15 protein-coding genes are annotated in these 20,043 nt (G+C 62.4%); all 15 read right to left on the bottom strand.

What is annotated here, in order from left to right:
- Positions 1–3 precede the first annotated feature (3 nt).
- The 15 genes from ACOSV0_RS25525 to ACOSV0_RS25455 all read right to left on the bottom strand — a co-directional run bounded on the left by ACOSV0_RS25525 (position 4) and on the right by ACOSV0_RS25455 (position 19,691).
- Positions 4–1,281 (bottom strand): NupC/NupG family nucleoside CNT transporter, encoded by a 1,278-nt coding sequence (locus ACOSV0_RS25525; protein WP_434114808.1) that lies wholly within the window; start codon positions 1,279–1,281, stop codon positions 4–6.
- 195 nt (positions 1,282–1,476) lie between these two features.
- Positions 1,477–2,661, bottom strand: a complete 1,185-nt coding sequence (locus ACOSV0_RS25520; RefSeq protein ID WP_434114806.1) for a thiolase family protein — start codon at positions 2,659–2,661, stop codon at positions 1,477–1,479.
- A 47-nt stretch (positions 2,662–2,708) separates the two neighbouring features.
- On the bottom strand, positions 2,709–4,148 hold the full coding sequence (locus ACOSV0_RS25515; RefSeq protein ID WP_434114805.1) for an efflux transporter outer membrane subunit: 1,440 nt from the start codon (positions 4,146–4,148) through the stop codon (positions 2,709–2,711).
- 10 nt (positions 4,149–4,158) lie between these two features.
- Positions 4,159–5,739 carry a DHA2 family efflux MFS transporter permease subunit gene (locus ACOSV0_RS25510; RefSeq protein WP_434114804.1) on the bottom strand — a complete coding sequence of 527 codons (1,581 nt, stop codon included), beginning with the start codon at positions 5,737–5,739 and terminating at the stop codon, positions 4,159–4,161.
- Positions 5,740–5,746: 7 nt separating this feature from the next.
- Positions 5,747–6,847, bottom strand: a complete 1,101-nt coding sequence (locus ACOSV0_RS25505; protein ID WP_434114802.1) for an HlyD family secretion protein — start codon at positions 6,845–6,847, stop codon at positions 5,747–5,749.
- 86 nt (positions 6,848–6,933) lie between these two features.
- On the bottom strand, positions 6,934–7,356 hold the full coding sequence (locus ACOSV0_RS25500; RefSeq protein WP_434114801.1) for a MarR family winged helix-turn-helix transcriptional regulator: 423 nt from the start codon (positions 7,354–7,356) through the stop codon (positions 6,934–6,936).
- An 80-nt stretch (positions 7,357–7,436) separates the two neighbouring features.
- On the bottom strand, positions 7,437–7,859 hold the full coding sequence (locus ACOSV0_RS25495; RefSeq protein WP_434114800.1) for a MarR family winged helix-turn-helix transcriptional regulator: 423 nt from the start codon (positions 7,857–7,859) through the stop codon (positions 7,437–7,439).
- 379 nt (positions 7,860–8,238) lie between these two features.
- Positions 8,239–9,306: a formimidoylglutamase gene (locus ACOSV0_RS25490; RefSeq protein ID WP_434114798.1), complete on the bottom strand. Its 1,068-nt coding sequence runs from the start codon at positions 9,304–9,306 to the stop codon at positions 8,239–8,241.
- Positions 9,303–10,079, bottom strand: a complete 777-nt coding sequence (locus ACOSV0_RS25485; RefSeq protein WP_434114797.1) for an amino acid ABC transporter ATP-binding protein — start codon at positions 10,077–10,079, stop codon at positions 9,303–9,305. Before ACOSV0_RS25485 ends, ACOSV0_RS25490 begins: the two co-directional genes overlap by 4 nt.
- Entirely contained in the window at positions 10,076–10,744 is a 669-nt protein-coding gene (locus tag ACOSV0_RS25480; RefSeq protein ID WP_175048863.1) for an amino acid ABC transporter permease, read from the bottom strand. The genes ACOSV0_RS25485 and ACOSV0_RS25480 overlap by 4 nt, the downstream gene beginning before the upstream one ends.
- 17 nt (positions 10,745–10,761) lie before the next feature.
- A complete protein-coding gene (locus ACOSV0_RS25475) occupies positions 10,762–11,517 on the bottom strand; it encodes a transporter substrate-binding domain-containing protein (RefSeq protein WP_434114794.1) in 756 nt (251 codons plus the stop codon).
- Positions 11,518–11,599: 82 nt separating this feature from the next.
- Positions 11,600–12,349, bottom strand: coding sequence for an IclR family transcriptional regulator (locus tag ACOSV0_RS25470; protein ID WP_434114793.1), 750 nt, complete (start codon positions 12,347–12,349; stop codon positions 11,600–11,602).
- A gap of 252 nt (positions 12,350–12,601) precedes the next feature.
- Positions 12,602–13,492 carry a transglutaminase family protein gene (locus ACOSV0_RS25465; protein ID WP_434114792.1) on the bottom strand — a complete coding sequence of 297 codons (891 nt, stop codon included), beginning with the start codon at positions 13,490–13,492 and terminating at the stop codon, positions 12,602–12,604.
- A complete protein-coding gene (locus ACOSV0_RS25460; protein ID WP_434114790.1) occupies positions 13,489–16,164 on the bottom strand; it encodes a circularly permuted type 2 ATP-grasp protein in 2,676 nt (891 codons plus the stop codon). Before ACOSV0_RS25460 ends, ACOSV0_RS25465 begins: the two co-directional genes overlap by 4 nt.
- A 47-nt stretch (positions 16,165–16,211) precedes the next feature.
- Positions 16,212–19,691, bottom strand: coding sequence for a DUF2126 domain-containing protein (locus tag ACOSV0_RS25455; protein WP_434114789.1), 3,480 nt, complete (start codon positions 19,689–19,691; stop codon positions 16,212–16,214).
- Positions 19,692–20,043: the final 352 nt, after the last annotated feature.

The raw sequence follows: 20,043 nt of genomic DNA, 5'->3' as shown, positions 1-20,043 counted from the left end.
GATTCAATTCAGTGTCAGGAAGATGCCCGCAATCGTGGCGCTCATCAGGTTCGAGAGCGTCGCGGCGAGCACGACACGCAAGCCGTAGCGTGCCACTTCGGCGCGGCGTTCCGGCGCGACGGCGCTAAAGCCTCCCGTCAATACCGCGATCGACGCGAAATTCGCGAAGCCGCACAGCGCAAACGACAGAATAGCAAGGGTACGCGGATCGAGTACCTGCAGGCCGGCTGCACTTACGCTTGCCGCATCTTTCAGGTACGGCGACAGCGACGCATACGCGACGAATTCATTCAGAATGATCTTCTGCCCGAGGAAATTGCCGGCGATGGCAGCCTCGTTCCACGGCACGCCGATCAGATACGCGAGCGGTGCGAATACCGTGCCGAGCACCGATTGCATCGACAGTTGCGGATGGCCGAACCAGCCGCCTATGCCGCCCACAATGCCGTTGAGCAATGCGATCAGGCCGACGAACGCGATCAGCATCGCGCCCACCATCACGGCGATTTTCAGGCCCACGGTCGCGCCCGAACTCGCCGCTTCAATCACATTCGCGGGACGCTTTTCGTCGAAGCTGAGGTTCTCGAGATGCACGCGGCTCGGTTCGGTGGTCGGGTGAATGATCTTGGCGAACAGCAAGCCGCCGGGCACCGCCATGAACGACGCGGCCAGCAGATATTCGACGCGTACGCCGAGGCCCGCATATCCGGCCAGCACCGAACCGGCAATCGCCGCCATGCCGCTCGACATCACCGCGAACAGCTCGGCGCCGGTCATGTCGCGGACGAACGGCTTGACCACGGCCGGCATTTCGCTTTGGCCCAGAAAGATCGTGGTGACAGCCGAGAAAGATTCCAGCTTCGAAACACCCAGTAATTTCTGGAACAGCGTGCCGAGCACGAGCACCACCCAGCGCATCACGCCGAGGTAGTACATCACGGAAATCAACGCGGTAACGAAGATGATGGCCGGCAGCACCCGCACGGCGAAAACGAAACCGCCGTCGCCGAAGACCTGGAACATCTTCGATTGAACGAGCCCGCCGAACAGGAACTCGATGCCCGCGTTGCCATAGCCGAGCACGTGATTGACGCCGGACGCCGCGGCCGAGAGGACCGTCTTGCCGAACGGCACGAAGAGAATGAACGCACCGATACCGATCTGCGCAAGGAGCGCGGCGATTACAGTCCGTAAGCGGATGGCGCGGCGGTTGGTCGAAAAGATGAAAGCGATGAGTAGCAGTACGGCAATACCGAGGAGGTTTCGTGCGATCAGTGCCATGTCTCTTGGTGTTCTCGTGAAAGTGGCAATGATGCTAATCGAAACTTGTGCTGAAGGAAAAACTTTAAATAACGGGTAAGGCCTGTTTGTTGAACAAGCCGTATCGGGGTTAATGCGCCGCGCATCTAAAAGGCAATGAAAGAGCCACGGCGCGTTGGCGTTTCGGGACACAACAACGCGCCGCGGCAGTCGACCTCAGATCACTTCCAATGCCAGCGCAATCCCTTGCCCGCCACCGATGCATAACGTGACGATGCCGCGTTTCAGGCCGTCGCGACGCATCGAATGCAGCAGACGCGTCGTCAATACCGCGCCGGTCGCGCCGATCGGATGACCATGCGCAATCGCACCGCCTTGCACATTGATCAGTTCGTCCGCGATGCCGAGTCTGCGCGCCACCGCGATCGGCACGGCGGCGAAGGCTTCATTGATCTCGAAGCGTTCGACGTCCTCGAGTTGCCAGCCTGCGCGCGCCAGGGCCATTTGCACCGCCGGCACCGGACCGAGTCCGAACATGCCCGGCTCGACGGCCGCGACGCCGTACGCCACCAGCCGCGCGAACGGCTCGATGCCACGCGCCTCGGCGAAGCCACGTTCGGCGACCAGCATGGCTGCCGCGCCGCTGTTCAATCCCGGCGCGTTGCCCGCGGTAATCGTGCCGTCCGGACGGAATGCCGGACGCAGTCTGGCGAGCGTTTCGACCGTGGTATCCGGGCGCGGCTGTTCATCGCTCGTAAAATGCTGCGGGCCTTTGCGTCCCGGAATTTCCACGGCCACCAGTTCAGTGTCGAAATCTCCGCGCGCCTGCGCTTCGGCGAAACGCTGTTGCGAACGCGCGGCCCAACGGTCCTGCGTTTCTCGCGTGAGGTCGAACTGCGAGACGAGGTCTTCGGTATGCCAGCCGGAATGCTCGCCGGAAAACGCGTCGTTCAGGCCGTCGCGCAGCAGGCTGTCGTGGATTTGCGCGTTGCCCATCCGGTAGCCCCAGCGGCCGCCGTCGAGCAGATACGGCGCGCGGTCCATGTTTTCCATGCCGCCGGCCACGGCTGCATCGCCGAGGCCAAGCCAGATTTCCTGGGCCGCGGACGCAATCGCCTGAGCACCCGATCCGCACACACGATTGACCGTCAACGCCGGCACAGCGACGGGCACGCCGCCGCCAATCGACGCCTGACGCGCCGGATTCATCCGGTTGCCGGCCTGAATCACGTTGCCCATCACGACCGACGCCAACGCGGCCGGATCGAGTCCGCTGCGCCGCAGCGTCTCACGCACCGCGACCGCGCCGAGTCCGGTTGCGGGTACTTCTTTCAACGATCCGCCGAACGCGCCAATCGGCGTTCTCACCGGATTGCAGATCACCACTTCTCGCGTACTCATCGTTCATCTCCAGTTGGACTACTCATTTCCCCGCGCGTCCACGCGCGTCAATTTGCCGATGCCGCCGTGACCGTTTCTGGCACATCCCAGCCGCCGCCAAGCGAGCGGTACAACGCCACCGCCGCGAGCGCGTGCTCGCGTTTGGCCTGATTCAACGATTCCGCGTCACGCAGGTACGCCTCCTGCGCGGCGAGCACATCGAGAAAATCCGTGGCGCCGCCCTTGTAGAGCTCGCTCGACAGATGCAGCGCATGATTCGATGCATCGAGCGCGCCGCCCAGGCGTTGCACCTGCACCGCGCCATTCACCAGATCGCTGCGGTTGTCCTCGATTTCCTTGAGCGCCTGCAGCATGGTTTGCTGCAGGCCGAGTTGCGATTCGCGCATCCGGCTCTCGCTCGCGTCGATGTTCGCGGTGATGCGGCCGGCGTTGAAGATCGGGCTCGTTGCATTTAACGCGGCGCTGAAGAGGTTATCGGTCAGCGTCGGCAAGCCGAGGTAGGACGAGGCCAGCAAGCCATCGGCGAGATTAAGCCTGAACTGCGGATAGCGCTGCGCTTTCGATACGCCCACTTCTGCCGCGCGCTGTTCGACCGTGGTGTAAGCATTGCGCACGTCGGGCCGCTGCAACAATGCCTCGGACGGCAACATTTGCGGCACGCTTTGCGCGGGTACCGGAATGTCGCGTGCATTATGTGGATCGGCGAGCAGCAAGCCGTCGACGCTCTCCGGCGTGCGGCCCGAATACACCGCGATCAAACTCAATTGATGCTGCACGGTCGACTGCATGCGTGGGATCTGTGCCTGCAAATCTTCTAACTGGTTCTGCGCACGCGCCACGTCGAGTTGCGTCGACAGACCATAATGCAAACGCTCCTGTGTAAGCTTCAAGGCGCGGGCGCGGATCTGTTCGTTGTCGCTGAGAATCTGCAATTGCGACTGCGCCCAGCGCAGATCGATATAGGCCGCCGCCGTGTTCGCGGCGAGTGCCAGACGCAGTTGATTCAAAGCCGTCTGACGCCCCGACACTTGCGCCTGTGCTCCCAGAACCGCAAGACGTTCGCCGCCGAAAACGTCCGGTGTCCAGCTCGCCGTCACGCCGATGCCAGCCTGACGCACATAGCCGAGCGGCGGCGGCGTGTTCTGACGAGAGTCGGAAGCGGTCGCGCTGGCGTCCAGCTCCGGCAACAATGCCGCGCGATTTTGTGTCACGATATCCTGCGCCTGCTTGACGCGTTCCACCGCGGCCTGCACGTCGAGATTGCCCGTCAACACCGACTCCACCAACTGATGCATGACAGGATCGCCGAATTGCGCCCACCATGTGCCGGCGCTAACGCTGTCTTGCGGCGCATCGACATTCCACGCGGTCGGCGCGACGGTTTGAACCGTATGCGGCAGATCGGCATGTGTTGCAGGTTGCACGGCGCATGCCGCGAGCGTCAGCAGCGCCGCGCTCGCCAGTACTTTGATAACGATCGGTTTCATGCTGAATTCCTCAATGAGCATCGGGCGGCGGCGCGGTATTGCCGAACGGGCGCGAGAACAGCACACTCAGCAAACCGACGACAAAACAGAGCGACAGCACAAAAAACGTGTCGGAGAATGTAAGCACGAGCGCTTCGCGCATCAGCAACCCATGCAATGCGCCGAGGCCCGCATTGGCCGCATTCAGCGCATCGCCGCCGACTTGCGCAAAATGCGCGCTTTGCTGCTGCAAAATCGATTCAACTACCGGACGCCCGGCACTCAGGTGTTCATCGAGCCGCTCGTAGTGGAGATTCAAACGATCGTTGAGCATCGTGCTACTCACTGCAATGCCAATCGCACCGCCCAGATTGCGCATCAGATTGAACAGGCCGCTGGCGGAGCGAAGCCTCGACATCGGCAATGAACCGAGCGCCATCGTGACGATGGGTGGAATACAGAATTGCTGGCCGATGCCACGCAACGCCTGCGGGATGAGCAGTTCCTGCCAGCCCCACTGATTGGTCAATGGCACATACAGATAACAGCCGACACCGAACAGCACGAGGCCGAACACCAGCAGGATCCGCATGTCGACAAAGCGTGCGACCACCGAATAGGCAACCATCGCGACCAATTGAAAACAACCGACCGACAGCAACGCCACGCCGATCTGCAACGAATCGAAGCCACGCACACGGGACAAAAACACGGGCGTCAGGAACACCGCGCAGAAAATCCCGATGCCGGTGATGAACGACAGCAGACTGCCAATGCCGAAGTTGCGGATCGCCAGGGCGCGCAAATCGACGATCGGCTCTTTCGCGGTGAATGCATGCACGATGAACAGGAAGCCGCAGATCGCGGCGATCCATGTGCAGGTCAGAATCACATCGTCGCCGAACCAGTTCTTGCGCGGCCCTTCCTCCAGCACGTATTCAAGGCAACCGAGAAAACCGGACATCAGCAGGATGCCGAGGTAATCGCCCTTCTTCAGCAGCGAGAGATCGACGCTGTCGAAGTGCACGTACTTCGGCACCATCAGCGTGACGGCCACACCCGGCACCAGGTTCAGATAGAACAGCCAGTGCCATGACCATTGCGACGTGATCCAGCCGCCGATCACCGGGCCGACCGTCGGCGCAAGCGTGGCGAGCGCGCTGATGGTGGTGGACGCAATCAGGCGCTGTTTGCCGGGAAACAGCACGAACGCCGTGGTGAACACCGTCGGGATCATCGCGGCGCCGAGCGCGCCCTGCAAACCGCGGAACAGGATCATCGAGTTGATGTCCCACGCAAGACCGCACAACATGCTGGTGACCGTGAAGCCGAGCGCGGAAAACGCGAACACCCAACGCGTCGAGAACACACGGGTGAGCCAGCCGGACATCGGAATCACCAGAATCTCGGCGATCAGATACGAGGTCTGCACCCACGAGAGTTCGTCCTGGCTCGCGGACAAGCCGCCGCCGATATCCTTGAGCGACGACGCGACGATCTGAATATCGAGCGTCGCCATGAAAAACCCAATGCACATCAACGTGAACGCGAGGACTTTGGTCCGCGTCGGCAGGTCAGCGGGATTGGCGAAATGGGCTGGGGCTTGAGCCATGATCGAGTTATCCGTTGACCGGCGCGTTGCGATTGCCGACGTGCACCTTCACCGTCGCCGAAAGCCCAGGACGCAGCACGCCTTGCATGTCTTTCGGCACGTCGAGGCGTACACGTACCGGCACGCGCTGCACGATCTTCGTGAAGTTGCCGGTGGCGTTCTCAGCCGGCAACACGCTGAAGGTCGCGCCGGTCGCGGGTGCAAGACTCTCGACCACGCCGTGAATCCGTTTGCTCGATGCATCGAGATCGACGTCGACTCCATCGCCCACGTGCATCTTCTTCAACTGGTCTTCCTTGAAGTTGGCGTCGATCCATAAGCCACTCGACGGCACCACGGTCAGCAGCGACACGCCGGTGTTCGCCAGCAGACCGACCCGCGCGGTGCGGTTGCCGACATAACCGTCGATCGGCGAACGGATCGTGGTGTACTCCACGTTCAGTGCCGCGACACGTTGCGCCGCCTGCGCGGTGGCGATACGGGCCTCGGCATCGCCGATCTGCGCGTCGAGTACGGCAATCTGCCGTTGCGCCGCAATCAACGCCGCGCTGCTGCGGTCGACCGCGGCATGCGCCTTGGTCAGATCGGCGTCCGCACGTTCGACAACCTGATTCGACACCGCGTCGTCCTTCACCAGCTCGCGATACCGCGTCTGATCGGCGGCGCTGCGCGTCAACTCGGCGCCTGATGCACGCACCTCGGCGGCCTGCTCGTTGATGGTGGCAAGCTGCAAGGACTTCTTCGCTTGCAACTCCGTGACGGCGGCTTGTGCGCTCTGCACTTCCGCGCTGGCTTGCGCGAGGCGGGCGTCGTAATCGCGCGCGTCGAGCCGGATCAGCACCTGGTTCGCGTGAACGAACTGGTTGTCGCGCACCAGCACGTCCGTGACGAAGCCGTTCACCTTCGGCGACATCACGGTCACATCACCGCCTACGTAGGCATCATCCGTCGCTTCGACAAAGCGGCCGACGAAGAACCAGTACGACGCCGCAAGCGCCAGCACGGCGAGCACGGTGATGATCGCGAGCAGCATCCACGGAATGCGCCGTGCCTGTTTGGCAGTGGTTGCCACGCTGGGCGGTGCAATAGTAGAAGGTGTAGTGGACATGATGGTCGAATGTGCGTATGCACTTTTAGGGCTTGAAAAAACGGCGCGTTGCGTTGCGCCGGCCATGTCTCGCAAGATGCGAGGCCTCAGATGGAATCTCGTGTGATTGCAAACAACTCGCCGCGCAACGCTGCCGCGCGCTGCTCGCCGAAACGATGCTCGAATTCGGCCTGTGCGGCATACCAGCGCTCACGCCCGGCTTCCAGACGTTCTTCACCCGCCGCCGTCAACGCAATCGACAATGCCCGTGCATCCGCGCCGAGTGCTTCCGTCGACACCAGCCCGTTACGCCGCAGCGGCTGGATCGTACGGACCAGCGTGGTGCGCTGCATACGCATGGCTTCGGCAAGTTGCTTCATGGTCATCGGACCCATGCGATTCAGGCGCCCCATCAGCGAAAACTGCGTGATGGTGAGCCCCACGTTCTCCAGGTGGCGATCGTAAATTTGTGACACGTAGCGTGCGGCCTGGCGGATCGCAAAGCAGTCGTCGTCGAAGAGCCCATCCATCGTTGCGCTTCCTTCTCGTAAGTGCGTATGCACACAATCAGGCGTACCGGTGCTCGTCGGGACGAGCACATACGCTTTGTTTATCCGGTGATGCTGAAGAGTTCGGCGCGCAGCGATCTGGCGCGTGCATGACCAAACTTTTCTTCGAACTCGTCTTGCGCGGCGCGCCAGGCGATGGCGGCCTGATCGAAGACCGTTTCGCCCTTCTCGGTGAGACTGAACAGAAACGTGCGGCCGTCATGCTCCGCCGATTCGGCGACCACCAACCCGTCCCGCTGCAACGGTTTCATGGCACGGACCAGCGTGGTGCGCTCCATGACCATGGTTTCGGCGAGATCCACCATTGGCAGGTTCGGCGTGCGCGCGAGCTTGGCGAGAATCGTGAACTGCGCAGCCGTCAACCCTACCTCGCCAAGATGGCGCTCGTAGATCTGCGTGACGTGCCGGGCCGCCTGGCGCAGCGCGAAACAGTTGCATTCGTCGTAAGAGAGAGGACGGGTCATGTTCGGCAGTGTATATGTGCATACGCACAGAGTCAAGTTTAAGTTTGCTCAGGATGAGGCTTCCGGGAATCTGCAATCCGTCCTGTCGAAGCGAACATCCATGTATACGCCTGTTTGAAATGCCGGTGTAAGCCCCTACGGCACAGTGGGAAAGCGCGCTTTAGCCATGATCCGACCGGCGATAGCAAGCGCAACACCACCGGCCAATGCACAGCGAAGGGCAAAAGCTAAAGCTCTCACGCCGCACTCGTCACCACATTCGACCGTCGAAGGCGGCAGAGCGATGAACAACCCAGTCAAGCCACCGACGATAGCCCCGCCAACGAATAGTGCGAGTAAGAGCATCGTTTGCCGCGTGCCGCTGCGCCGTTCGCCCACGCTAAAGCAACCGATACGCCAACCGCGCCGCCGCCCTCGCCGTGCGCTTATCCTGATCGAGCGACGGGTTGTACTCCGCAATATCCGCCGCGCGCAGCTTGCCCGACGCGCGCACGCGCTGCACCATCGCTTCGACAACCGACAACGGCACGCCCAATGCAGCAGGCGCCGATACACCCGGCGCAGTCGCGGCCGGGAGCACGTCGAGATCGATGGTCAGATAGACGTCGTCCGCTGCATCGAGCAGTTGCTGTAGATCGTCCAGACGCTGCGGCAATTGCGGTTCCTGCATATCGATGTCGAGCACGTAGCGCACGCCGAGCCGGTCTGCATGCGCGAACAGCGAAGCTGTGTTGCCCAGATCGCTGATGCCGAAACAGGCATAGTTGAATGGCACGCCTCGTTCGGCGCAATCGTTCGCAATCTGATCGAACGGCGTACCTGAATTAGCAGGCCGCTTCTGACGCAGATCGAAGTGGGCGTCGAAGTTGATAATGAGCAGCTTGCGCGTTGCAACGGCCGACGTGCCTGTCGAAATGGCAACTGCACCAGTATCTGCCATCACAACCGCTGAAGCTGCCGACGTGCTCACGGCCCCATCCACACGATCCTGATACAGACGCAAACCACAATACGTCCCCCACGCAACCTCATGGCCACCGCCAAACACCAACGGCCGGCCGCCGCTCGCGAGCACATCGCTCACCACCTTCGCGAGTTCCGCTTGCGCGCCCTCAAGATCGCTGTCATCGCACACCACATCGCCCGCATCGGCGAGCGTCGCCATCGACGTCTTCGCCGGCAAACCTGCCAACACTCGCCGCAATTCCTTCGGTGCATGTGCAGCGCCGGTACGGCCTTGATTGCGGCGCACCCCTTCATCGGAACCGAAGCCGACGATTACCGGCCCGTCGTTTTCAACGCGTGGAACAACACGAAAAACATCCTCATGCTGCAGATCACGGTCAAACGCAAACGGCACTACCTGATTGAAAATACGCCGGGTGTCACCAGGTTCACCATCGTCGGAACGGCCGCTCCACACCTTCTCATCGAATGGAACTCTCATGCGCGCGACAACACCGCCTGCAGAAAAGCCCGCGTGCGCGGTTGCGAAGGCGCCGAGAAAATCTCAGCAGGCGGCCCCGCCTCGACGATCACGCCGCCATCCATCACCACCACCACGTCGGCGACTTCCTTCGCGAAACCCATTTCGTGCGTGACGACCACCATCGTCATGCCCTCGCTCGCGAGCAGCTTCATCACTTGCAGCACCTCGCCAACCAGTTCGGGATCGAGCGCGGAAGTAGGCTCGTCGAACAACATGACGCGCGGCTGCATGGCCAGTGCGCGAGCAATCGCAACACGCTGCTTCTGACCGCCCGACAAACTCGCCGGCATCACATGCGCCTTGTGGGCAAGGCCCACTTTTTCCAGCAACGCGGTTGCCGTCGCTTCGGCTTCGGCCTTGCTGACGCCGCGCAACATGCGCGGACCGACCGTGATGTTATGCAGCACCGACAGATGCGGAAACAGATTGAACGACTGAAACACCATACCCACTTCGGTGCGCAACGCGTTCAGCGAACGCTCCTTAAGCATCTCACCGTGGTCCACCAGACGATGCCCGCAGATATCGATCGTGCCGCCTTCAGCCTGTTCAAGCCCGTTGCAGCAACGCAGGAACGTACTTTTACCCGAGCCGCTCGGTCCGATTACAACCACCACCTGCTGCGGCTGAATATCGAAGTCGATGCCGTTCAGCACGGTATGCGAGCCGAACGATTTGGTCAGCCCACGAATGCTGACGATAGGTTCATTCACTTTGGCTACGGTATTCATTGCACCATCCCTCCTGCACGCAAGCGGCGCTCCACACGATGCAGCGCGTAATTGGTCACCTGCGTCAACACCAGATACACCAGCGCGATAGCCAGATACACTTCGAGCGAACGGTACGACACGCTGATAATCTTCTGCCCTTCGTGCATCAGATCGTCGATCGTCAGCAGCGACACCAGTGCCGAGTTCTTGATCAGCGCAATAAACTCGTTGCCGAGCGGCGGGATCATGCGAACGATCGCCTGCGGCAGAATGATCGCGCGCATCGCCTGCCCCGACGACATGCCGATCGAACGCGCCGCTTCCATCTGCCCGCGGTCCACCGATTGAATCGCACCGCGCACGATCTCCGACACATAAGCCGCCGAATACAGGCCGAGCCCCAGCATCCCGCACACGAAGGCCGGCAACAGAATGCCGAATTGCGGCAAGCCGAAGAACAGCAGAAACAGTTGTACGAGCAAGGGCGTGCCGCGGAAAAACGTGAGATACGCCGTACAGAAGGCGTAGACAATGCGCCGCTTCGGCGTCAGCCGGCCGATGCCGATCAGCAGGCCCAGCACGCAGCTCAGCGCGAGCGCGGCGGCGGTCACTTCGACCGTCACCAGCGCGCCATGCATGATGTCCGGCCAGCCGGCAATCACCGGCGAAAAATCGAGTTCCATTATGTCTGCTCAGCCGGTTATTGCGCGGTGGCGCCGAACCACTTCTTGACGATCGCCGCGTACGTGCCGTCGGCCTTGATCTTTGCCAGCGCCGTGTTGAACGCCGCTTTCAGTTGCGGTTCGTCCTTGCGCACGGCGATACCGTAAGCTTCGGTGGTCAGCGGTTTGTCGAGCACGCGGAAACCGCTGCGCGTCTTCACGAATTGATAGGCCGCCGGCTTGCCGGTCACGGCAGCATCGGCACGGCCGATGCCGACCAGGTCGAACATTTCCTGATTCTTCTCGACTTCGACGCGGTTGATCTGCGGGAAGTTGTCGCGCAGGAAGTTGACCGACTTCGTGCCCACCTGGACCGAAACTTTCTTGCCGTTCAGATCGGCCACCGACTTAACCGGCGAACTGTCTTTTACGAGTGCGACGAGGCCGCCCGCGTAGTACGAATCGGTGAAGTCGACCACCTTCGCGCGATCGTCGGTGATATAGATGCCGGAAATCGCCGCGTCGAAGCGATGCGCGATCAGACCCGGAACCAGTCCCTTGAAATCGATATCGGTCCATTGCACGCGCTTGCCCATGGCTTTCGCGAGCGCGTTCATCATGTCGACGTCGAAGCCGGCGCGTGCGCCGTTCTCAGTAAATTCCATCGGCGGGAAAGTCGCGTCGGTGGCAACGTTCAGCACGTCCGGCGTTTGTGCGGACGCGGCGCCGGAAAAACCAGCGAACGTGACGGCAAACGTGACGCATGCGAGGGACAACAGTCGATTCAGTTTCATGGGAGGGCTCCTTGTGGTTCGTTCAGTTCGTTCAGTTCGTTCGGTATCCAGATCGAATGCAGCCGGGAATGGCGTTGCTCGATCAATCGGTTTGCATATGCTCGGAAATTGCGCGGGCCGTGCGTAGCGTCCCGTCGATGAATTGGCTTTCGCGGCCGATGGCGCGCGTGGACGGCGCCATCAGCGTGATCGACGCGCTACTGCCTGCGCTGCGTCCGCTGCGATGAAATATCGGGGCGCTCACACCCCACACGCCCGGGTCGACTTCGCTGTCGCTGACGGCGTAGCCTTGAGCGCGAATCTGTTCGAGTTCGGTTTCCATCGCGGCGCGACCGGCAGGGTCGTTGTCGAACACGCTATCGAGTACTTCGATGCGCGCCTTGTCGGCCATGAACGCCAGTAGCGATTTCGCCGAAGCACCGGCTTTCAGCGGTACGGCGCGGCCTTTTTCGAACGAGCAACGCAACGAGTGCTGGCTGTCGACCATTTCCAGGCACATCACCTGATGCTTGACCGCGACCACCAGTCCGATGCTTTCCTGCGACGCACGCGCCAGTTGCTGCATCTCCGCCCGGCTCGCTTCGACAAGCAGCGAATTCACGTCGAAGCCCAGCGCGAGTTGCAGGCTGATCGGACCCGGCGCGTAATAGCCCGCGTTTTCGGCGACGAAGCCCCAGCGCTTAAGCAAGGCGATTTGGCGGTACAGCGTGCTTTGCGCGAGACCGGTGACACCGAGCAGGTCCTTGACCGACATAGCCTTGCCATGACTGGCGAGTGCCGCCAGCACCAGCAGCACCCGTTCGGCCCCTGTCACACCCTGTTCCGCGTTCACGATGAAAACTATCCACAATGAATAACGGAATCAGAATGCCAGAACATTCTCGCTTTTCAAAAATCAGATTCCCATTGAATGGGAATGAGGAGAGAGGGTTTTCCCGAAAGTGGGATAGATGAGCGCGCCGACGTACGCGCGCGGCAGATCAGACCAATGGGTCCGATCTGAAAGTGGCTTGCTGAAGAGTTAAAGCGACAAAAAAGCGGCGGCAGAAAGCAGCGGATTAAAGCTGTGAGTAAACGCGGCGGCTCAAAGCGCCAACACCGTCACCCCCACCTCCACCCGATGCGCCCCGCCCCCCAGAATCATCCCGCGCAGCAGAGACACATCGCTGTAATCGCGCCCAATCGCGAGCGTCACGTGATCCATATCGGCGAGCACGTCATTGGTGGGGTCGAGATCGATCCAGCCAGTCCCCGGGCAATACACCGACACCCACGCATGCGAGGCATCGGCGCCGATCAGCCGCGGCTGCCCAGGCGGCGGATCGTTGCGCAGGTAACCGCTCACATAACGCGCCGGCAAACCCAGCGAACGCAAACAGCCGATCATCACCTGCGCGAAGTCCTGGCATACTCCGCTCTTCAATTCGAAAGCGCGCTCGGCGGGTGTGTCGAACATCGTCGCTGAAGGCTTGTACGCGAAGTCTTCGTGAATCCGGTGCATCAGATCGATCGCGCCCGCCACGATCGGCATGCCGGGAGGAAAGCTCGGCAGTGCATAAGCGCGCAACGTCGGCCGCGGCACGATGTTCGGCGACGCAAAGCAGAACTCCACCTCGGGCCGGAACTCGCCACCCACCCAGAAACGCAACGCGTCCGCCACGTCTTCCCATTCGGGCGTCTCATCGGGGTCGAGGTCGGTCCAGCGTGGCGTCAGCGCCACCGTGGTTTCGCTGACAAGTTGCAAGCGCTCGTGCGGAGCGTCCAGCGCAAAGTACAGAACGTCGTTGCCGAATGCGTCGATACGGCTAGTCTGATACGACGGCTTCGGTTCGATCTTTTCGCTGTGCGAGACCACACGCTGCCACGAACAGGCGATCGGACGGATCGTCGCAAGATGCTGCGCGGTCTCCACATACGTGGAGTAGTGGTAGGTCGTGCGATGCGAGACGGACAACACGGTCGGCGCGTTCTTCATGACCACACCTGCGATGCCACAGTACTGGCGTGACTGAAATAGCGCGCACTGATCTCATGCGCCGCCGCGCCGACATAGTCACCAATCTGATCGCAAACCGCAATCAGGTCAGCGTATGAATCGTTTTCGTCGATTGCGCACAACGATTCGAGCGCCGGCAACGCGTCGGCCGGCGGCATCAATTCCGCAAACGGACGATGCCGCATGCTGCCCGCCGCCACGGAGATCTCATCGATCTTTTTGCGCAGGCGCTCATAGACACCGTAGACACCACGCGGATTGGTTGGCTCGATCACCAGCAGGTCGAGCAACGCCGGCACTTCGAAACGGCCCGGATACAGCGAGCGATATGTCAGCGTGCTGTCGAACAATTGGAGCAGCAGATCGAACCCGGCCGGCGTCGCGAGCTGGCCTTTATCGGCGACCACACGCAGGAACGACGTCATCGCCGAGACGCGCTCGATGTGCCGGCCCACGAATAGCAGACGCCATGCTTCGTCGCGTGTCATGCGGTCGCCCTGTGCGCCGCTGATCGCCGACAACTGCACCGACAGGCGTTCGAGCGCGTTCATCAGCGTCACCCGGTCATAACGGTCGTAGCGTTCACTGCGCTCCGCGCGGCCGTTACCATTCGCCCCGCCCTGCGATGAACCATTACTGCCGTTGCCACTGCCATTTCCGTTGCCGTTGGAACCCGCAGCCGGCATCAACGTCTGCAGCGCATCGCGGAAGTCGTTGCGCGCCGCGAGAATCGTGCGCCAGTGATCGTTCGACAGGCGCCCACGCACTTCGCCGTTCGCACGCGCCTGGTAGTTGAGGTTCTGGCCGATGCTCGCAGCACCCGTGCTCTCGCTCAGATTCGCGACCAGCGCGCGCTCGAATGCTTGCGGCGAATGAGGCGAGAACATGTCGCCGGATTGCACGAGACCACAATGCATGGCGAGCTCGACCAGCGTGGGGAACATTGCGTCGGCGTCGTTGCCTTCCAGCGAGCCGAGAATCAGGCGCAACAGCCGCACGTTGTTTTCGGCGCGTTCACCGTAACGTCCGGCCCAGAAGAGGTTTTCCGCCGCCCGGCTCGACACGGTGCGATGCTTGCGCGCGAGGTCGGCGGGTTGCATCGGCGAAGGCAGCAGCGTGAAGGTCGACGTCGGCTGACTCGACAGCACCCATGTATCGACGCTGCTGCCGCCGTATTGCATCGACACCGTCGCCTGACGCTCGGCCGCCATCCGCGTAAAGCCGCCGGGCATCACATGCCAGCCGCCGTTGACGTCGGCAATCGCATAGACGCGCAACACCGACGGACGGCGGCCAATCGTGCCGTCCTCGTAACGCGGCGTGCAGGAAAAGCGCTGCGGCTGCTGGATCGTATAAGCGTCGGGCATCGCTTCGATCCGTTCGCGCCATGTCGACAACCGCTGCCTGCCCTGTTCGATGCCGGGTGGCGCATCGCGTGCCGCGACCGGCCAGGTCGGCACAATAAACGCTTCTTCCAGACGCCCGAACGCGTGGACGCGCGCCGCCTTTTCGCCGCACCACCAGGTCGCCACGCTCGGCAACACGAGGTCTTCGTCGAGCAAAACCTCGGCGATACCCGGCAGAAAGCCATGCAAGGCCGGCGATTCGACAAAGCCCGAACCCGGCACGTTCGACACGATCACATTGCCCGCGCGCATCACCTGCAGCAGGCCCGGCACGCCGATGCTCGAATCCGCGCGCAGTTCGACGGGATCGCAGAAGGCATCGTCCAGACGGCGCAGCACGACATGCACACGCTCGAGACCGGCGAGCGTCTTCAGATAAAGCATGTCGTCGCGCACGGTCAGGTCCTTGCCTTCGACCAGCGTAACGCCGAGATACCGCGCGAGAAACACGTGTTCGAAGTAAGTCTCGCTAAACGGCCCTGGCGTGAGCAAGGCGATATGCGGCGAACGGTCGGCTCCCGAACCGTCGTCCTGCATGGTGGCCTGAGCGGCCTGCACGAGCGTCGCGATCAGTTGCGAATAAGTCGGCGCGAGGCGGCTCACGCGCATCGTGCGAAACGGATCGGCGAATAGTGTCGACACGATCAGCCGGTTTTCCAGCGCATAACCGAGGCCGGATGGCGCCTCGGTGCGATGCGCCATGACGGTCCAGTTGCCGGCGGGCGTACGCGCCAGATCGACGGCAACCACCTGCAGATACTGACCGCCAGGCGGCGTAAAACCCTTCACGGAACGCAGATAGCCCGGATGCCCGAACACCAGCGCGGGCGGCAGTTGCCCACGCTCGAGCAAGGTTTGCGGCCCATAGATATCGGCGACGATCGCATTGAGCAGATGCGCGCGCTGCGTCACGCCACGCTCGATATGCGCCCACTCGGCCTCGCTGATCAGGAACGGCAGCAGGTCGAGCGCCCATGCCCGCGGCTCGCCGTTATCCGCATAGACGTTGTAGCTGATGTCGTTGTCGCGGATCTGCTGCGCGACCGACGCGTAGTGGTCCTCCAATCGCGCGATGCCGTCTTCGCCGAGCCGCTCGAAGAATTGCCGCCACGGTTCGCGCAACGCGCCCGAGGCGTCGCGTAACTCGTCCCAATGTCCTTCGTAAGCCGGCAACAGCCGCAATAAGGACGAAGCGTCCGCGCGCGCCGCGGACGTTTCGAAGGGAAAAGTCGATTGAAAGGCCAAGGTCGTGTCGTTTTTAAAAGTATGCTGCGGCTTTCCAGTCTACCAGGTTACCAGTACCGCAGGTCCAGCGTGAACGGAAATTCGAGGCTGCGCTGCGGCGCGCCCACCGTGAGCGGCCCCGGCGTATGCCCGATTGCCAGGAAGCGCGAGCGCCGCCGGCTTTCAGCCTCATAGGCGTTGACCGGGAAAGTCTCATAGTTGCGCCCGCCTGGATGAGCGACATGATACTGGCATCCGCCGACCGAGCGGCCAGTCCATGTATCGACCAGGTCGAAAGTAAGCGGCGCATCCACGCCGATGGTCGGATGCAGCGCCGACGGTTGCGACCAGGCGCGAAAGCGCACGCCGGCCACATATTCGCTGACGCGGCCCGTCGGCTGAAGCGGCACCGGCACCCCGTTGACGGTCAGCACATGGCGGTTGTCGTTCAAACCGAGCGCACGCACTTCAAGCCTTTCCACCGACGAATCAACATACCGCACCGTACCGCCCGGCGACCCCTCCTCGCCCATCACATGCCAGGGTTCGAGGGCGTTACGGATGGTCAGCGAGACGCCGTTCACCGTGGTCTCGCCGACCAGCGGGAAGCGGAACTCGAAGTGCGGGGCGAACCAACTGCTCTCGAAGGCAAAGCCCGCCTGGTTGAGTTCGCCGAGCACGTCGTCGAAATCCATCTTCACGAAGGAGCCGAGCAGGAAGCGGTCGTGCAATTCCGTGCCCCAGCGCGTGAGCCGCTGCGTGTACGGCGTGTGCCAGAAGCGCGCCACCAGTGCACGCAGCAGCAACTGCTGCACGAGACTCATACGCGCATGCGGCGGCATTTCGAAACCGCGCAATTCGAGCAGGCCGAGGCGGCCCGTCGGACCATCGGGCGAATAGAGTTTGTCGATGCAGAACTCGGCACGGTGCGTGTTGCCCGTCACGTCGATCAGGATGTTGCGCAACGAGCGGTCGATCATCCACGCCGGCAGATTGGCGCTGTCGCGGCCGCCGAGCAGATCGATCTGCCGCTGCAACTCGCGGAACGCCACTTCGAGTTCATACACCTGGTCGTTGCGTGCTTCGTCGACACGCGGCGCCTGGCTCGTCGGCCCGATAAAGAGCCCGGAAAACAGATACGACAGCGACGGATGGTTGTGCCAATACGCGATCAGGCTCGCCAGCAGATCGGGACGGCGCAGGAAAGGACTATCGGCAGGCGTCGCGCCGCCGAGCACGAAGTGATTGCCGCCGCCGGTCCCCGTATGCCGGCCGTCGGTCATGAACTTCTCGGTACTCAGATAGCTTTCGGCCGCCGACTGATACAGATACTCCGTGTTGTCGACCAGTTGCTCCCAGCTCGAGGCCGGATGAATGTTCACCTCGATCACACCCGGGTCCGGCGTTACCTGCAGGACCTTCAGGCGCGCATCGCGCGGCGGCGGATAGCCTTCGAGCACGATCTGCATCTGCAACTCGGCCGCCGTCGCTTCGATCGCGGCGAGCAGATCGAGGTAGTCGTCGAGTTCGGTGAGCGGCGGCATAAACACATGCAGCAGCGAGCGGCCGCTGCCGAACGCTTCGGTTTCCGCCTTGGGACCGGCGGCGCGTTTCGGGTCGCGCGCTTCGACGCAGATCGCCGTGCGCAGCGTTTCCTTCGACGACTGCCCGCGCGCCGGCGGCTGATCGCCCGACTGAGGCGCAAAGGCCAGCACGCCGCTGCCCGGCATGCCGCTCAACAAATCCGCCGCTGACGACGACAACGCCGCCGCCCGCCGCGCCTCGGCAGAACTCAAGGTGCGGCGGGACTCACCGTCGCCTTCGTATTGCATGCGCAATTGCGCGGCCGGGCGCAACGGCACGGGTGGCGCAAACGGATCGTGCGCGTGCTGATACGGATAGTCGGTCTTCGACACCCACGGCAGCGAATCGAGTGGCAAGCGATAACCCATCGGCGAGTCGCCGGGGATCAGGAACATGCGTTCGTCGCGGAAGAACCAGCGGCCGCTGACCCACTTCGGCGCCTCGTTCGGCACGTCGCGTTCACGCGCGAGCGGCAGGACGAAACCCGTCGCGCCGCCCAGGCCCGCATCGAACACGCGCCGCAAACGCACACGCTCCAACTCGTCGTCCAGACGCGCATCGAGCGGATCGACGTTGACCGGCAGACGGCGCTCGCGCCACAGGTAGTACCAGACGTCTTCGTAACCGGGCTGGATGCAGTCCGTGTCGAGCGCCAGCTTGGTCGCCAGATGCGACAGAAAGCGCTGGGCATCGGCGGCCGTGTAGGTGCCCGGCTCGCGCTCGTCGGCGAAGAGCGTGGGGTCTTGCCAGCACGGCTCGCCATCGGCACGCCAGTAGAGCGACATGGCCCAGCGCGGCAACTGTTCGCCCGGATACCACTTGCCCTGGCCGATGTGCAGAAAGCCGTTCGCGCCGTAACGCGAGCGCAGCTTGTCCATCAGCGCGACCGCGTAGCCGCGTTTGGTGGGGCCGAGCGCGTCGGTGTTCCATTCGGCGGCGTCGCGATCGCGCACCGACACGAAGGTCGGCTCGCCGCCCATCGTCAGGCGCACGTCCATCTCGGTCAGGCGCTGATCGACCTGCTCGCCCATTTTCAGCACGTCGTCCCATACCGCTTCGCTGAACGGCCTGGTGACGCGCGGCGTCTCCAGCACCCGTTCGATCGACATGGTGTGCTCGAACTCGACTTCGGATTCGTCGACCGCGCCGGAGATCGGCGCCGCACTGCCGGGTTCCGGCGTGCAGGCAACCGGAATGTGGCCTTCCCCGGCGAGCAGGCCGGAGGTCGGGTCGAGGCCGATCCAGCCCGCGCCCGGCAGGTAGACCTCGCACCATGCGTGCAGGTCGGTGAAGTCGACTTCGGTGCCGCTCGGGCCGTCGATGGATTTGACGTCGGGCGCGAGTTGCAGCAGATAGCCTGACACGAAGCGCGCCGCCAGCCCCAGTTGCCGGAGCGTCTCGACCAGCAGCCAGCCCGAATCGCGGCACGAACCCGAGGCGTTCACCAGCGTTTCCTCGGGCGTCTGCACGCCGGGCTCCATGCGGATCAGGTAGCGGATCTCGCGTTGCAGCCGCTGATTCAGGGCGACGAGGAAGTCGGCGGTGACCATCGGCGTGCGGTCGATACTCGCAACGAACTCGGCGAAGCGCGGCGTCATCTCCCGCTTGACGAGGTACGGCGCGAGTTCGAGTGCGAGACCGGGCGCATAGTCGAACGGAAACTTTTCCGCCGAAGGCTCGAGAAAGAAGTCGAACGGGTTATAGACCGCCATCTCGGCGATCAGATCCACGGTCACCTTGAATTCGCGTGTCTTTTCGGGGAAGACGAGGCGCGCCTGATAGTTGGCAAACGCGTCCTGCTGCCAGTTGATGAAGTGTTCAGCCGGTTCGACCCGCATCGAATAAGACAGAATCGGGGTCCGGCAATGCGGCGCAGGCCTGAGACGCACGACCTGGGGCGACAGCGCAACCAGCCTGTCGTAGCGGTAATGTGTGACATGATTCAACGCGACGCGTATGGACACACTTGACTCCTGGACAAGGGATGGCAGCCCGCCAAAAAGCAAGCTTCATGCCGTGGTTCGAAAAACCGCTGGAACTGCCTGTACTGCCTGGATGACCGTCTGCTACGAAGTTTGCCGCGTCTGCCGACCGTCCGGTCGATCGATCCGCGCGCCTTGCCACGGCCTTTTCGGATGCCACGCACCAAATCGGCGCAGCGCCGATGCACGATCATGCACGTAATGTGCGTTAAACCAGTGACGTCTGGCAAATGCGGCATAAAGATTGCGCATTGTTTCGTCTTTCCTTGCGGGCGCTCGAGGACGCTCAGCGTGCCCGGCAGCCAACGTACAGCCTGCCGGCAAAGCGCCCCGC

Source organism: Paraburkholderia caffeinilytica (assembly GCF_051027425.1).
GTDB classification, from domain to species: domain Bacteria; phylum Pseudomonadota; class Gammaproteobacteria; order Burkholderiales; family Burkholderiaceae; genus Paraburkholderia; species Paraburkholderia caffeinilytica_A.
The sequence above is the reverse complement of the archived record's forward strand: the minus strand, read 5'-3'. Positions and strand labels throughout refer to the sequence as shown.

What these genes read in the sequence shown, in the direction of transcription:
- ACOSV0_RS25525 (WP_434114808.1), bottom strand. Translation starts at nt 1,281, where the DNA reads ATGGCACTGATCGCACGAAACCTCCTCGGTATTGCCGTACTGCTACTC.
- ACOSV0_RS25520 (WP_434114806.1), bottom strand. Translation starts at nt 2,661, where the DNA reads ATGAGTACGCGAGAAGTGGTGATCTGCAATCCGGTGAGAACGCCGATT.
- ACOSV0_RS25515 (WP_434114805.1), bottom strand. Translation starts at nt 4,148, where the DNA reads ATGAAACCGATCGTTATCAAAGTACTGGCGAGCGCGGCGCTGCTGACG.
- ACOSV0_RS25510 (WP_434114804.1), bottom strand. Translation starts at nt 5,739, where the DNA reads ATGGCTCAAGCCCCAGCCCATTTCGCCAATCCCGCTGACCTGCCGACG.
- ACOSV0_RS25505 (WP_434114802.1), bottom strand. Translation starts at nt 6,847, where the DNA reads ATGTCCACTACACCTTCTACTATTGCACCGCCCAGCGTGGCAACCACT.
- ACOSV0_RS25500 (WP_434114801.1), bottom strand. Translation starts at nt 7,356, where the DNA reads ATGGATGGGCTCTTCGACGACGACTGCTTTGCGATCCGCCAGGCCGCA.
- ACOSV0_RS25495 (WP_434114800.1), bottom strand. Translation starts at nt 7,859, where the DNA reads ATGACCCGTCCTCTCTCTTACGACGAATGCAACTGTTTCGCGCTGCGC.
- ACOSV0_RS25490 (WP_434114798.1), bottom strand. Translation starts at nt 9,306, where the DNA reads ATGAGAGTTCCATTCGATGAGAAGGTGTGGAGCGGCCGTTCCGACGAT.
- ACOSV0_RS25485 (WP_434114797.1), bottom strand. Translation starts at nt 10,079, where the DNA reads ATGAATACCGTAGCCAAAGTGAATGAACCTATCGTCAGCATTCGTGGG.
- ACOSV0_RS25480 (WP_175048863.1), bottom strand. Translation starts at nt 10,744, where the DNA reads ATGGAACTCGATTTTTCGCCGGTGATTGCCGGCTGGCCGGACATCATG.
- ACOSV0_RS25475 (WP_434114794.1), bottom strand. Translation starts at nt 11,517, where the DNA reads ATGAAACTGAATCGACTGTTGTCCCTCGCATGCGTCACGTTTGCCGTC.
- ACOSV0_RS25465 (WP_434114792.1), bottom strand. Translation starts at nt 13,492, where the DNA reads ATGAAGAACGCGCCGACCGTGTTGTCCGTCTCGCATCGCACGACCTAC.